The following is a 14,222-nucleotide window of genomic DNA, read 5'->3' on the forward strand; positions in this document are numbered from 1 at the left end:
TCGCCCGATGATGCGGCAAGGAATGCCGTGTTGGCGCTTGGGGGCTAACGGCTACCAAAAATCGCCGAGCCGACCCTGACGCTGGTGGCGCCGAAGGCGATGGCCGTTTCGTAGTCGCCGGACATGCCCATGGATAGCCTTTCGACTCCGGCCTCGCGCCCAAGCTTCTCCAGCAGCGCGAAATGCGGGCCGGGATTTTCGTCTGCCGGGGGGATGCACATCAGGCCTTCGATGGCGAGGCCGTGGACATCGCGGCAGCGGGTTACGAAGGCCACGGCATCGCGCGGTTCGATACCGGCCTTCTGCGGCTCGGAGCCAGTGTTGACCTGGACATAGAGTTTCGGCGCGCGGCCCTGCCGGGCCATCTCCCTGGCGAGTTCGGCGGCGATCTTCTCGCGGTCGACCGTCTCGATGACGTCGAACAGCGCCACCGCCTCTTTCGCCTTGTTCGATTGCAGCGGACCGATCAGGTGCAGTTCGATGTCCGGGAATGCCAGCTTCAGGGCCGGCCATTTGCCTTGCGCTTCCTGGACGCGATTCTCGCCGAAGACCCGCTGGCCGGCCTCGATCACCGGCTGGATGTCGGCGACGTCAAAGGTCTTGGAAACCGCGACCAGCGTCACGGCACCGGCCTGGCGAGCGGCCTCCTGCTCGGCGGCGGCGATCTTCGCCTTGACCGCGAAAAACTGCTGAACGGTGTCACCCATATGCAAATCCCGCTGTTTTGACCCGCGTTTTTAGCCGCCGCGATGCCCATATGGTTGACGGGTTTGCCAAACCATGGTGAACACCCGGACCACATTCCCTGAACCGCCGAGCCAATCGCCCGCGGTTCGCGCCTGCTTTTAAGTGAAAAACGTCCCATGGCAACCGAACGATACAATCCGCGCGCGTCAGAGCCCAAATGGCAGAAGGCCTGGGCCACCAAGAAGCTTTTCGAAGCGCACAATGACGACCCGAAGCCTAAATACTACGTGCTGGAAATGTTCCCCTATCCGTCGGGGCGCATCCATATCGGCCATACCCGCAACTACACGATGGGTGACGTGGTGGCGCGCTACAAGCGGGCCAAGGGGTTCAACGTGCTGCATCCGATGGGCTGGGACGCCTTCGGCATGCCGGCCGAGAACGCGGCGATGCAGAACAAGGTCCATCCCAAGGAATGGACCTACCAGAACATCGCCACCATGCGCGAGCAGCTCAAGGTCATGGGCCTGTCGCTGGACTGGGCGCGCGAATTCGCCACCTGCGACGTCGACTACTATCACCGCCAGCAGATGCTGTTCCTGGATTTCGTCGAGAAAGGACTGGTGACGCGCAAATCCTCCAAGGTCAATTGGGACCCGGAGGACATGACCGTGCTCGCCAACGAGCAGGTCATCGACGGGCGCGGCTGGCGCTCCGGCGCGCTGGTCGAACAGCGCGAGCTGACGCAGTGGTTCTTCAAGATCACCGATTTCGCGCAGGACCTGCTGGATTCGCTCGACGGGCTCGACGAATGGCCTGAAAAAGTGAAGCTGATGCAGCAGAACTGGATCGGCCGTTCGGAAGGTCTGCTGATCCGCTGGCCGCTCGCCTCGGACATTGCCGGCGAGCATGAGCTGGAAGTCTACACGACGCGGCCCGACACTATTTTCGGCGCCTCCTTCATGGCCATCGCCGCCGACCACCCGCTGGCCAAGAAAGCCGCCGAGACCAATCCGGCGCTGGCGAAGTTCATCGAGGAGGTCCGCCATATGGGCACTTCGGTGGCGGCGCTGGAGACGGCGGAGAAGAAGGGGTTCGACACCGGCATCCGCGTCGTCCATCCCTTCGACGACAGCTGGACGCTGCCTGTCTACGTGGCCAATTTCGTTTTGATGGAATACGGCACCGGCGCCATCTTCGGCTGCCCGGCGCATGACCAGCGCGACCTCGATTTCGCCAACAAATACGGCCTGACGGTGGTGCCGGTGGTGATGCCCGAAGGCGAGAATCAGGCGACTTTCCAGATCATCGACGTGGCCTATGGCGACGACGGCGCGATGATCAATTCGCGCTTCCTCGACGGGATGAAGCCGACCCAGGCTTTTGACGAAGTGGCCAGGCTCCTGGAACAGAAGACGATCGGCAACCGGCCGATGGCCGAGCGCAAGGTCAATTTCCGCCTGCGCGACTGGGGCATTTCGCGCCAGCGCTATTGGGGCTGCCCGATCCCGATGATCCATTGCGAGGATTGCGGCGTGGTGCCGGTTCCCAAGGCCGACCTGCCGGTCAAGCTGCCCGACGACGTCGATTTCGACCGGCCGGGCAATCCGCTCGACCGGCATCCGACCTGGCGGCACGTGAAGTGCCCGCAATGCGGCAAGGATGCGCGCCGCGAGACCGACACGATGGATACGTTCGTCGATTCGTCCTGGTATTTCGCCCGCTTCACCGCGCCCTGGGCGCATGAGCCGACCGATCCCAAGGCGGCGAACGAATGGCTGCCGGTCGACCAGTATATTGGCGGCATCGAGCACGCGATCCTGCACCTGCTCTATTCGCGCTTCTTCACCCGCGCCATGCGCGAAACCGGCCATGTCGATCTGGCCGAGCCGTTCAGGGGCCTGTTCACGCAAGGCATGGTAGTGCACGAGACCTACCGGGTCGGTTCGGCATCGAATGGCCGTTGGCTGGCACCGACCGAGGTGCGGCTGGAGGAAGTCGACGGCAAGCGCCGCGCCATCGACATCGCCACCGGCGAGGCGGTCACCATTGGCCCGCTGGAGAAGATGTCGAAGTCGAAGAAGAACACGGTGAGCCCGGAAGACATCACCGACGGCTACGGCGCCGACACGGCGCGCTGGTTCATGCTATCGGATTCGCCGCCCGAGCGTGACGTCGAATGGACCGACGATGGCGCCGCCGGCGCGCATCGCTTCATGCAGCGCATTTGGCGCTTGGTGTCGACAGCGGCCGAGACGCTGGCGGGGGTCAAGCCTGCCGCGGCTGGCGCCGGCGAGGCGGGAGCGGTCTCGAAAGCCGCGCACAAGATCCTCAAGGCAGTCGGCGAGGACATCGAGAAGCTCGCCTTCAACCGCGCCATCGCCCGTATCTATGAACTGGCCAACGTGCTGACCACACCACTCAACGAGGTGGCCGAAGGCAAGGCCGATCCGGCACTGCAAGGCGCCTGCCGCCAGGCCGTGGAGATCCTGGTGCATCTGATCGCGCCGGTGATGCCGCATCTGGCCGAAGAGTGCTGGGAGACGCTCGGCGGCACCCAACTGGTCGCCGAACGGCCGTGGCCGGTCTTCGATCCGGCGCTGGTCGTCGACAACGAAGTCACCTATCCGGTGCAGGTCAACGGCAAGAAGCGGGGGGATTTGACAATTGCCCGCGACGCGGACCAAGGTGCGGTCGAAAAAGCGGTATTGGCTCTCGACTTCGTGCAGAAAGCACTTGAAGGTAAGGCTCCGCGCAAGGTGATCATCGTGCCGCAGAGGATCGTCAATGTCGTTGCCTGATCGGGAAAAGACAGAGCTGAGCCGGTTGCTGCGCCGTGTGGCGCTTGCCGGCCTTGTCGGCTCGCTCGCGCTGGTTTCGGCCTGCACGGTGCGGCCGCTCTATTCCAGCGCGCCGTTGACGACGGGTTCGAGCGCCAATGCCGAACTGGCATCGATCGCCATCAAGCCGGTCAAGACGCGTTATGCCCAGCAGGTACGCAACAACCTGATCTTCGGCTTTGGGCGCGGTGCCGGCGAACCGGCATCGCCGCTTTACTCACTTGATCTCAGCGTGACCGAAGCCGTTGAATCCTCCGCCCTCGTGCAGGTCGGAACCGATCAGGACGAGCCGACCGCCGGCTCGGTGACGCTTACCGCCAGCTATACGCTGACCGATGCGAAAACCGGCGTCGTCATCACGGTCGGCAAGCGCGCGATCACCTCCTCCTTCGACAGGCCGCGTCAGGAATTCGCCTCGTATCGGGCGCAGATCGACGCCGAAAATCGCGCCGCGCGCGAACTGGCCGAGGCCCTGCAACTTTCCATCGCCCAGGATCTGGTCCGGCACGGCAAGGCGGCCAGCTAACGCCGCTCTTCGTTTTTTACGAAGACGCCATCCCGATCTTCGTGTCGGCCCCCGGCAGCAGCCGGGTGCCCTATTTCCAGCGCGCTTTTTAGCCCGACGCGGGCATGACCGGGTGATCGCCGAATGGCGATCAGCCGATCGAATCCCGATCACTCCATATCGTCGCGAAAGATACGTTTCAGTCGCTTTAGCTGCGCTGACGGGAAGCAACTGTTAACCACTCGCTCCCTATTGCTCAGCAGACGTTTCAGAGTGAGTCTTGAGAATGGAATCCAAGCGTTTTCCCCGGGTCAATTCATTGAAGGCAACCTCGCCCGATGACCCCGGAGCAGAGCGTTTCAGCGGCAGGAGCGACAAGGCGGATAGCCAGCGTACCGGCGCAGCCAAGGCCGGCAATTCCCAGCCGCCCCTTAATCTTGGTGGCAACGAAAGCCCCGCCTGGCAGGATTACTTCTTCCTGGCGCCCAATGTGCGGTTCACGCGCACGCCGGACTATGACGCCAGCACAAACAATACGCGGCGCGAGCAGGTTGCCGACGAGGAAAGTGAGCCACTGACGCCGCCAGTACAGCAGGCAATCGCCCATCCCGCTGCGGCACTCCAGGCGGGCTCGTCTTCGCCATCGCCAATGAGAAACCCCGTCCCGGAAGCCGCCCGGCCTCTCGCAGGCAACAGGGCCGTGACGCATGAAAGGCAGCCTGCCCCTGCCCCTGTATCCGCCCAGCCAGGGCATGCCGGCGAGAGGGCGCGGACTGTTGCGCCGGCGAGCTCCAGGACGGCGGCAACGGTACGTGCATCCACGCCGGCAGCGTCTGCCCGCGAGGTTGGGTCACAGGTCAGAACACAAGGCCGCGGAAATGCACGCTGGCCCTATCTGTCGGATCACGTCTTCTTCGAACTCATGGCTCCCTACATGATCGAGAGCCCGTTGCCGGCGCCACGGGCGGTCTCGGCTCCGCGGCCGGTCGCGCCGGTCGTCCCACCACGGGTAGATATTCGTGCCACGCCGACGGCCGACCCGACAGCGTTGTTTCGGGTCATCGAGTGCCTTCCAGGCCTGCAGGCCCCACCCACCTTGCCGGATGTCCGTCCGGCCAACTCGAACGAAGCCACAAGCAATGCGGCGCAGGATGCCCGGACAGCGGTCGCGGTTCCCGCCGCCGCGACGAGCAACGCCGTTCAGGTCCAAGTCGCGCAAAGCGCGGAGGAGACCGTGCAGGCTCCAGCCATGCGCGCCTCCGCGACGCTGCCCAGGGTCGGCAAGATCGTGCCGGCCACGACAGGCGAGGCATATGAACTTCCCTCCGAAGAGCTGCTGCAGCAGCCTCCGGAAGGGCAGGGCTTCTACATGTCGCAGGAGCGGCTCGAGCAGAATGCCGATCTCCTGGAAAGCGTGCTGGAGGATTTCGGCGTCAAGGGCGAGATCATCCACGTTCGCCCGGGTCCGGTCGTGACCCTCTACGAGTTCGAGCCGGCGCCGGGCGTCAAATCGTCCCGCGTCATCGGTCTTGCCGACGACATTGCCCGCTCCATGTCGGCCATTTCGGCCCGCGTCGCCGTCGTGCCCGGCCGCAACGTCATTGGCATCGAGCTGCCGAACGAGACGCGCGAGACAGTCTATTTCCGCGAGCTGATCGAATCGCAGGGTTTCCGCAAGACCAGCTGCAAGCTGGCGCTTTGCCTCGGCAAGACGATCGGCGGCGAGCCCGTCATCGCCGAGCTGGCGAAGATGCCGCATCTGCTCGTTGCCGGCACCACCGGCTCGGGCAAATCGGTTGCCATCAACACGATGATCCTGTCGCTGCTCTACCGGCTGAAGCCGGAAGAATGCCGGCTGATCATGGTCGATCCCAAGATGCTCGAGCTCTCCGTCTATGACGGCATCCCGCATCTTCTGACGCCCGTCGTCACCGATCCCAAGAAGGCGGTCACCGCGCTCAAATGGGCGGTGCGCGAGATGGAGGACCGCTATCGCAAGATGGCGCGGCTCGGCGTGCGCAACATCGACGGCTACAATGAGCGTGCCGCCCAGGCCCGCGACAAGGGCGAGGCGGTCGTCATGACGGTGCAGGCCGGCTTCGAAAAGGGCACCGGCGCGCCGCTCTTCGAGCAGCAGGAAATCGATCTTGCGCCGATGCCCTACATCGTCGTCATCGTCGACGAGATGGCCGATCTGATGATGGTCGCCGGCAAGGAGATCGAAGGCGCCATCCAGCGCCTGGCGCAGATGGCGCGCGCGGCCGGCATCCACCTGATCATGGCGACGCAACGCCCCTCGGTCGATGTCATCACCGGCACGATCAAGGCCAATTTCCCGACCCGCATCTCCTTCCAGGTCACGTCCAAGATCGACAGCCGCACCATTTTGGGCGAGCAGGGCGCCGAGCAGCTGCTTGGCCAGGGCGACATGCTGCACATGATGGGTGGCGGACGCATCGCCCGCGTGCACGGTCCGTTTGTGTCGGACGCGGAGGTCGAGCATGTCGTGGCGCACCTGAAGGCGCAGGGCCGCCCGGAATATCTGGAAACCGTGACAGCCGACGAGGACGAGGAAGAGGTCGAAGACGACCAGGGCGCGGTCTTCGACAAGGGATCGGTCGCCGCCGAGGACGGCGATTCCAGCTATGACGAAGCGGTCAAGGTGGTGTTGCGCGACAAGAAGTGTTCGACGTCCTACATCCAGCGCCGGCTCGGCATCGGTTACAACCGCGCCGCTTCCCTGGTCGAACGCATGGAGAAAGAGGGATTGGTCGGCGCGCCGAACCACGTCGGCAAGCGCGAGATCACCATGGGGCGGCGCCCGCCGGCGGCCGCGCCCGACGACGACGGCTCGGAGTGATCGGCAGCCTTCGGCGCCGTTCTCCCGAAAACAAAAAAGGCCGGTTGCCCGGCCTTTTTTCATGGAAGCGGTGCGATCTCAGCCGATCTTCTGGCCGGTCTTGGCCCAGTCGGCGAGGAAGGTGGCGAGGCCCTTGTCGGTCAGCGGATGGTTGACCAGCGCCTTCAGCGTCGCCGGCGGCGCGGTGACGACATCGGCGCCGATCAGGGCCGCCTGCTTGACGTGGTTTACCGTGCGCACCGATGCGGTCAGGATCTCGGTCTGGAAATCATAATTGTCATAGATCTGCCGGATCTCCTGGATCAGCTCCATGCCGTCCGAACCGGTGTCGTCGATGCGGCCGACGAAGGGCGAGATGAACGAGGCGCCGGCCTTGGCGGCGAGCAGCGCCTGGTTGGCCGAGAAGCACAGCGTGACGTTGACCATGCGGTTCATCTGGGTGCGGATCGTCTTGCAGGCCTTCAGGCCGTCCAGCGTCAGCGGCACCTTGATGCAGACATTGGGCGCGATCTTGGCCAGCACCTCGGCCTCCGCCATCATGTTCTTGTATTCGGTCGCCACCACTTCTGCTGAAACCGGACCTTCGACGATATCGCAGATCTGCTTGGTGACGTCGGCGATCTTGCCGCCGGATTTCAGGATCAGCGACGGGTTGGTGGTGACTCCGTCGAGCAGCCCCAGATCGTTGAGCTCACGGATATCCTTGATGTCGGCGGTATCGACAAAAAATTTCATGGCGGTCTCCTGACGATTTCGTCGTGCTTGGAAAGGCACGTTCAGCGTTGCTCTTTGATCTAGACCAAAGTCGGGGCAAGGTCACGCCTCATGATCGAAGATTCGCCCTTTGTCGCAGCCGCACCGGTGCTGGTGCCGATGCCCGCCGAACGCCCTTACACCTATGCCGTGCCGGCCGGCATGCGCGTGGTGCCGGGGTCGATCGTGCGCGTGCCGCTCGGACCGCGCCAGGTCGCCGGCATCGTCTGGGACGGCACGGTCGAGAACATCGACGCGAAAAAGCTGCGCCCGATCGAACAGGTTTTCGACTGCCCGCCGATCGACCGCGCCATGCGCCGCTTCGTCGACTGGGTAGCGCAATACACGCTGTCGGCGCCGGGCATGGTGGCACGCATGCTGCTGCGCGCGCCGGAGGCCTTCGACCCGGAACCCTGGATCGAGGGACTACAGCGAACGCTCCTCGTTCCCGACCGGATGACGGATGCGCGGGCGCGCGTGCTGGAGACTGCCGAAGGCGGGCTCGCCTGGACGCGATCCGGCCTGGCGCATGCGGCCGGCGTGTCGTCGACGGTGATCGAGGGGCTGAAGGCGCAAGGCGTGTTCGAGACGGTGATGATCCCGCCGCGTCCTGTGGTGGCCGCTCCCGACCCAAGCTATGCCGTGCCGGAGCTGATGCCGGACCAGAGCGACGCAGCATCGATGCTGCGCGCCAATGTCGCGGCCGGCACCTTCAATGTCGCGCTGCTCGACGGCGTCACCGGTTCGGGCAAGACGGAGGTTTATTTCGAGGCGGTGGCGGCGGCGCTCGACCAGGGCAAGCAGGTGCTGATCCTTTTGCCGGAGATCGCGCTGACTCACGCTTTCCTGGAACGCTTCCAGCAGCGCTTCGGCGCCAAGCCGGGCGAATGGCATTCCGACCTGCCGCCCAGGATGCGTGAAAAAGTCTGGCGGCAAGTGGCGGAAGGCACGGTACGCGTCGTTGCCGGCGCCCGGTCGGCTTTGTTCCTGCCGTTCAAGGAACTTGGCCTGATCGTGGTCGACGAGGAGCACGACCCGGCCTACAAGCAGGAAGACCGCGTCTTCTACAACGCCCGCGACATGGCCGTGGTGCGCGGCCATATTGGCGGCTTCCCGATCGTGCTGGCATCGGCGACGCCATCGGTCGAGAGCCGGGTCAATGCGAGCCAAGGCAAATACAACAGAGCCATACTCTCCGCCCGCTTCGCCGAAGCGGCGCTGCCGCAGCTGAAGTCGATCGACATGCGGCGCGCGCCGCCGGCGCGCGGCGGCTTCCTGTCGCCGGTGCTGATCGACCATATGCGCCGGACGCTGGAGAGGAAGGAACAGTCGCTGCTGTTCCTCAACCGGCGCGGCTATGCGCCGCTGACACTGTGCCGGGTCTGCGGCCACCGCTTCGGCTGCCCGGTCTGCTCGGCGTGGCTGGTCGAGCATCGTTTTCGCGGCCAACTGGTCTGCCATCATTGCGGGCACAATGAGCGCCGCCCCGAAGCCTGCCCGGAATGCGGCACGCTCGACCATCTGGTCGCCTGCGGGCCGGGCGTCGAGCGCATCGCCGAGGAGGTCGTCACGCATTTCCCCGACGCGCGCACCATCGTCTTGTCATCGGACCTGATGGGCGGCGTGCGGCGGCTGCGGCTGGAACTGGAGGCGATCGCCGATGGCGAGGCCGATATCGTCATAGGCACGCAACTCGTCGCCAAGGGCCACAACTTCCCCAACATGACGCTGGTCGGCGTCGTCGACGCCGATCTCGGTCTCGCCAATGGCGATCCGCGCGCCGCCGAGCGCACCTTCCAGCTGCTCAGCCAGGTGACCGGCCGCGCCGGGCGCACCGGCAAGAAGAGCCTCGGCCTGCTGCAGACCTTCCAGCCGGATCATCCGGTGATGCGGGCGATCGTCTCCGGCGACGCCGAGGCTTTTTACGAGCGCGAGATCGCAGAGCGCGAGCGGGCGGCCTTGCCGCCCTTCGGCCGGCTGGCCGGCGTTATCATCAGCGCGGTGACGCGGGCCGAAGCCGAGGGCCATGCACGCGGGCTGCGCCGCGCCGCGCCGGAGGCGTCGGACCTGTTCGTGCTGGGCCCGGCCGAAGCGCCACTGTCGTTGCTCGGCGGCCGCCATCGCTTTCGCCTGCTGATCCAGGGCGAACGCCGCGCAGACATGCAAGGCTTTATCCGCGCCATGCTGGCCAATGGGCCCAAACAGCGCGGTTCGGTCCGGGTGCAGGTCGACATCGACCCGCAGAGCTTTTTGTAAAATGGGATCGACTAGTCGAGGCCTGGCGGGTCTTGCAATATATTCCAGCACCAAACGTCAAGCGCTTCAAAATGCCTGACGTTTGCCGTGATCACGGTAAGTCCGTTAACTGCTGCCGTAGCGGCGATCAGTATGTCAGCCAGGCCCGGATTCTTCCCTTTCGCAGAGGCCGCTTCCTCCATTCGGCCCGCTCTTCGCGCTATATCGGCATTGACCCCTAGAATTTGATCTGCGAATCCTTCGATAGTGTCATTCAGCCAGACAGTGAGACTATCCACTCGGTTCTTGGCGCCAGCACGATCGAGCTTGCGTATGCCTTTCTCGATTTCGGTGATCGCAATTACCGGTATGAAGAGCGTTTGCTTCTCACCTTGCGTTACGACCCAATTGGCGACCTCTTTCGCAAGCGGCGGCCTGCCGGGCGCGAACGCGGACAAAATGGACGTGTCGAGAAGATAGCCGCTCAAAGATCGATGTCCCGCGACGGTGACTCGTTCCTTTCAAGCTCGATCCCTCCCGGATAGGTCAGAAGAAACTCTCCGAAGTTTCGACGCTTGGCTGGATAAAGCTTTCGTAAGTCCTCGACCGAAACGACGGCCGCTGCCGGCTTGCCGTGCTTTGTGATAATGGTGGGCTCGCCGCTCTCCGCAGCCTCGACCAGCGCCGAGAACCCTGCCTTGGCCTCCCGAACCTGCATTGTTTTCATGGCAAACCTCCTTGTGTGGTCTCATGTAGTCATAATATAGGAATTGCACGTGCAAAGGAACAACCCACCATGAAAACCCTTGGCCTTCTGGGCGGCATGAGCTGGGAATCGACCGCCATCTACTATCGCCTGCTCAACGAGATCGTACGCGAGCGGCTTGGCGGGTTGCACTCGGCCAGCCTTCTGCTCTGGTCGTTCGACTTCGCCGAGATCGCCGAGCGGCAGCATCATGGCGATTGGGATGGTGCCGGCATGCTTCTGGCCGAAGCCGCGCGCAAGCTCGAGGCGGGCGGCGCGGAAGGCCTGCTTTTGTGTACCAACACCATGCACAAGCTGGCAGATCAGGTGCAGGCGTCCGTATCCATTCCGCTGATCCACATTGCCGACGCTACCGCCGTGGCGATCAAGCGCGCCGGCATGCAGCGCCCGGCATTGTTGGCGACGCGGTTCACCATGGAGCAGGATTTCTACAAGGGCAGGCTCGCCGACAAATACGGCCTGTCACCCGTGGTGCCCGATGCCGCGGGGCGCGACATGGTGCATCGCGTCATCTATGACGAGCTCTGCCAAGGCATTGTCAGCGACGCTTCGAAGGCTGCCTATATGGAAGAGGCCGAGCGTCTGCGCCGTGAAGAGGCCGCCGACAGCCTGATCATGGGCTGCACCGAGATCACCATGCTGATCGGCCAGCGCGATTTCGACATTCCCGTCTTTGATACGACGCGCATCCATGCCGAGGCGGCCGTGGAATTCGCTCTCGGTTGATGCGCTTGTCCTAAAGTGCCCGGAGCCATCTGGCGCGGCGTTTTTCCTCCGGTAGAATGCCCGCAATTTCAAAACAGGCATTTCGAGGGGACAAAATGGATTTTGCGCTTCCATGGCCGACGAGCCAGGGCGAATGGCTGGCTTGGTCGAGTGCCGTCTTCACCGTGCTGCTCGGCCTTCTGTTTTTCCTGGCGCCGGGCCTGGCTTTTCGCATCTTGCGCCTGCAGGCCAAGCCCGAGAAGGCGGCGGCGATCGCCGAGGGGCGCGGCAGGATGTCGGGCTTTTATCTTGGCGTCGGCCTGTGCTGTATCCTCCTGGCGCAGCCGCTGATTTACATGGCGCTCGGCTTCTCCTGGCTGTTCACCGCCTTCGGCCGGCTGCTGTCGATGATGTCCGACGGCGCCAACACACCTTTCAATTGGGTTTCCATTGTGGTGGAATTGGTCCTGGCGGCGTTGCCGCTTGCCTTTGCCTTCGGCTTTGTGCCCTGAATCCAAGGGTATTCCGGCGCGCGAGACCCGAGTCTTTCGCCGGATGCGACAATAGTGCCTGAAAAGCATGCGGAACGACGCATTGCGGTCTTAAAATGCCTGTGCTAGACGGCAATCGACTTTCGGCCGGGGATAGCGAAGCCGCGCCTCCGTGCTTGAAAAAATGCAGTAAGGTCAAAGATTTAGCCAGAGTTTTTGCTCGCGCCAACAATCTGCGGCCTGTCAGACAAGAGAAAAGACGGTCCGTGGCTCAATCGTCATCGCCAATCTCAGGTGTCGCAGAACGCTATGCGGGTTCGCTGTTCGAACTCGCCCTGCAGGCAAATTCCGTGGCCAAGGTCGAGGCCGACCTCAACAGTTTCGAGGCGATGCTCGCGGGCAGCGCCGACCTGACCCGGCTGATCAACAGCCCGGTGTTCTCCAGCGAGGACCAGGCGAAGGCGATCGCGGCGATCGCCGACAAGGCCGGGATCACCAGCCTCGCCGGCAATTTCCTGCGCGTCGTCGCCCGCAACCGCCGGCTGTTCGCGGTGCCCGGCATGATCAAGGCGTTCCGCCAGATCGCTGCCGAACACCGTGGCGAGACCGCTGCCGAAGTGACGTCGGCTCACGAGCTGACGGCCGCCCAGCATACTGAACTCAAGGCGGCGCTGAAAGGTGTTGCCGGCAAGGATGTGGCCATCTCCGTCACCGTCGATCCGTCGCTGCTCGGCGGGCTGGTGGTCAAGATGGGCTCGCGCCAGATCGATACGTCGCTCAAAACCAAACTCAATTCGCTCAAGCTTGCACTGAAAGAGGTCGGCTGATGGACATCCGCGCCGCGGAAATTTCCGCAATTCTGAAAGACCAGATCAAGAATTTCGGCAAGGAGGCCGAGGTCTCCGAAGTTGGACAGGTGCTGTCCGTCGGTGACGGTATCGCCCGCGTCTACGGCCTCGACAACGTCCAGGCCGGCGAAATGGTCGAATTCCCCGGCGGCATCCGCGGCATGGCGCTCAACCTCGAAGCCGACAATGTCGGCGTCGTCATCTTCGGCGCCGACCGCGACATCAAGGAAGGCGACATCGTCAAGCGGACCGGCGCCATCGTCGACGTTCCGGTCGGTCCGGGCCTGCTCGGCCGCGTCGTCGACGCGCTCGGCAATCCGATCGACGGCAAGGGCCCGATCAAGGCGATCGAACGCAAGCGCGTCGACGTCAAGGCGCCCGGCATCATTCCGCGCAAATCGGTGAACGAGCCGATGTCGACCGGCCTCAAGGCCATCGACGCGCTGATCCCGGTCGGCCGCGGCCAGCGCGAGCTCGTCATCGGCGATCGCCAGACCGGCAAGACCGCCATCATTCTCGACACGATGCTCAACCAGAAGTCGGTGCACGACAACGGTCCCGAGAAGGAAAAGCTCTACTGCGTCTACGTCGCCGTCGGCCAGAAGCGCTCGACCGTCGCGCAGTTCGTCAAGGTGCTGGAAGAGCGCGGCGCGCTCGAATATTCGATCATCGTCGCCGCCACCGCGTCCGATCCGGCGCCGATGCAGTTCCTGGCGCCGTTCGCCGGCGCCACGATGGGCGAATATTTCCGCGACAACGGCATGCATGCGCTGATCAGCTACGACGATTTGTCGAAGCAGGCCGTCGCCTATCGCCAGATGTCGCTGCTCCTGCGCCGCCCGCCGGGCCGCGAAGCCTATCCGGGCGACGTCTTCTACCTGCACTCGCGCCTGCTCGAGCGCGCCGCCAAGCTCAATGACGATCTGGGCGGTGGTTCGCTGACCGCGCTGCCGGTCATCGAGACGCAGGCCAACGACGTGTCGGCCTATATCCCGACCAACGTGATCTCGATCACCGACGGCCAGATCTTCCTCGAAACCAACCTGTTCTTCCAGGGCATCCGTCCTGCGGTGAACGTCGGTCTGTCGGTCAGCCGCGTTGGCTCGGCCGCGCAGATCAAGGCGATGAAGCAGGTTGCCGGCTCGATCAAGGGCGAGCTCGCGCAGTACCGCGAAATGGCGGCCTTCGCGCAGTTCGGCTCGGACCTCGATGCCGCCACGCAGCGTCTGCTCAACCGCGGATCGCGCCTGACCGAACTTCTGAAGCAGCCGCAGTTCTCGCCGCTGAAGACGGAAGAGCAGGTCGCGGTGATCTTCGCCGGTGTCAACGGCTATCTCGACAAGCTGCCGGTCAACCAGGTCGGCAAGTTCGAGCATGGCCTGCTCAGCCACATGCGTGCGGCGGGCAAGGACGTTCTCGACGCCATCCGCAAGGAAAAGGCGCTGTCGGACGATCTGCGCGCCAAGCTGAAGGCAGAGATCGACGCTTTCGCCAAGACCTTCGCCTGAGCGAAGCGACAAGACGGGATCAGG

General features: G+C 63.8%; 12 protein-coding genes. 8 read left to right on the forward strand and 4 right to left on the reverse strand.

Annotated elements, in window-relative coordinates; genetic code table 11:
* Nucleotides 1–44 precede the first annotated feature (44 nt).
* Nucleotides 45–707 (reverse strand): YggS family pyridoxal phosphate-dependent enzyme, encoded by a 663-nt coding sequence (locus MesoLj_RS06515; RefSeq protein WP_202325481.1) that lies wholly within the window; start codon nucleotides 705–707, stop codon nucleotides 45–47.
* Between the two features lie 156 nt (nucleotides 708–863).
* Here MesoLj_RS06515 and leuS point away from each other — a divergent pair, with 156 nt between their 5' ends.
* The 3 genes from leuS to MesoLj_RS06530 all read left to right on the forward strand — a co-directional run bounded on the left by leuS (nucleotide 864) and on the right by MesoLj_RS06530 (nucleotide 6,892).
* Complete coding sequence (gene leuS, locus MesoLj_RS06520; RefSeq protein WP_202325482.1) at nucleotides 864–3,488, forward strand: leucine--tRNA ligase; 2,625 nt, start codon at nucleotides 864–866, stop codon at nucleotides 3,486–3,488.
* Entirely contained in the window at nucleotides 3,475–4,053 is a 579-nt protein-coding gene (lptE, locus tag MesoLj_RS06525) for an LPS assembly lipoprotein LptE (protein ID WP_140776673.1), read from the forward strand. The genes leuS and lptE overlap by 14 nt, the downstream gene beginning before the upstream one ends.
* 265 nt (nucleotides 4,054–4,318) lie before the next feature.
* Nucleotides 4,319–6,892 (forward strand): DNA translocase FtsK, encoded by a 2,574-nt coding sequence (locus tag MesoLj_RS06530; protein WP_202325483.1) that lies wholly within the window; start codon nucleotides 4,319–4,321, stop codon nucleotides 6,890–6,892.
* 78 nt (nucleotides 6,893–6,970) lie between these two features.
* Here the strand turns inward: MesoLj_RS06530 and fsa are convergent, their stop codons facing one another.
* Nucleotides 6,971–7,627: a fructose-6-phosphate aldolase gene (gene fsa / locus MesoLj_RS06535; protein WP_056575113.1), complete on the reverse strand. Its 657-nt coding sequence runs from the start codon at nucleotides 7,625–7,627 to the stop codon at nucleotides 6,971–6,973.
* Nucleotides 7,628–7,717: 90 nt separating this feature from the next.
* Between fsa and MesoLj_RS06540 the strand changes: the two genes are divergently transcribed.
* On the forward strand, nucleotides 7,718–9,901 hold the full coding sequence (locus MesoLj_RS06540) for a primosomal protein N' (RefSeq protein WP_202325484.1): 2,184 nt from the start codon (nucleotides 7,718–7,720) through the stop codon (nucleotides 9,899–9,901).
* 11 nt (nucleotides 9,902–9,912) lie between these two features.
* Here the strand turns inward: MesoLj_RS06540 and MesoLj_RS06545 are convergent, their stop codons facing one another.
* Both MesoLj_RS06545 and MesoLj_RS06550 read right to left on the reverse strand, forming a co-directional pair.
* A complete protein-coding gene (locus tag MesoLj_RS06545; protein WP_202325485.1) occupies nucleotides 9,913–10,368 on the reverse strand; it encodes a type II toxin-antitoxin system VapC family toxin in 456 nt (151 codons plus the stop codon).
* Nucleotides 10,365–10,607 (reverse strand): type II toxin-antitoxin system Phd/YefM family antitoxin, encoded by a 243-nt coding sequence (locus MesoLj_RS06550; protein WP_056575120.1) that lies wholly within the window; start codon nucleotides 10,605–10,607, stop codon nucleotides 10,365–10,367. Before MesoLj_RS06550 ends, MesoLj_RS06545 begins: the two co-directional genes overlap by 4 nt.
* 69 nt (nucleotides 10,608–10,676) lie before the next feature.
* Between MesoLj_RS06550 and MesoLj_RS06555 the strand changes: the two genes are divergently transcribed.
* From MesoLj_RS06555 to atpA, 4 genes are all read left to right on the forward strand, one after another.
* Nucleotides 10,677–11,372, forward strand: a complete 696-nt coding sequence (locus tag MesoLj_RS06555) for an aspartate/glutamate racemase family protein (protein ID WP_202325486.1) — start codon at nucleotides 10,677–10,679, stop codon at nucleotides 11,370–11,372.
* A 95-nt stretch (nucleotides 11,373–11,467) separates the two neighbouring features.
* Complete coding sequence (locus tag MesoLj_RS06560; protein WP_202325487.1) at nucleotides 11,468–11,863, forward strand: AGROH133_08824 family phage infection protein; 396 nt, start codon at nucleotides 11,468–11,470, stop codon at nucleotides 11,861–11,863.
* 245 nt (nucleotides 11,864–12,108) lie between these two features.
* Nucleotides 12,109–12,669, forward strand: coding sequence for a F0F1 ATP synthase subunit delta (locus MesoLj_RS06565; protein WP_202325488.1), 561 nt, complete (start codon nucleotides 12,109–12,111; stop codon nucleotides 12,667–12,669).
* A complete protein-coding gene (gene atpA, locus MesoLj_RS06570; RefSeq protein WP_095204821.1) occupies nucleotides 12,669–14,198 on the forward strand; it encodes a F0F1 ATP synthase subunit alpha in 1,530 nt (509 codons plus the stop codon). The genes MesoLj_RS06565 and atpA overlap by 1 nt, the downstream gene beginning before the upstream one ends.
* Nucleotides 14,199–14,222 lie beyond the last annotated feature (24 nt).

It is taken from the genome of Mesorhizobium sp. 113-3-9, assembly GCF_016756515.1.
Lineage (GTDB): Bacteria > Pseudomonadota > Alphaproteobacteria > Rhizobiales > Rhizobiaceae > Mesorhizobium.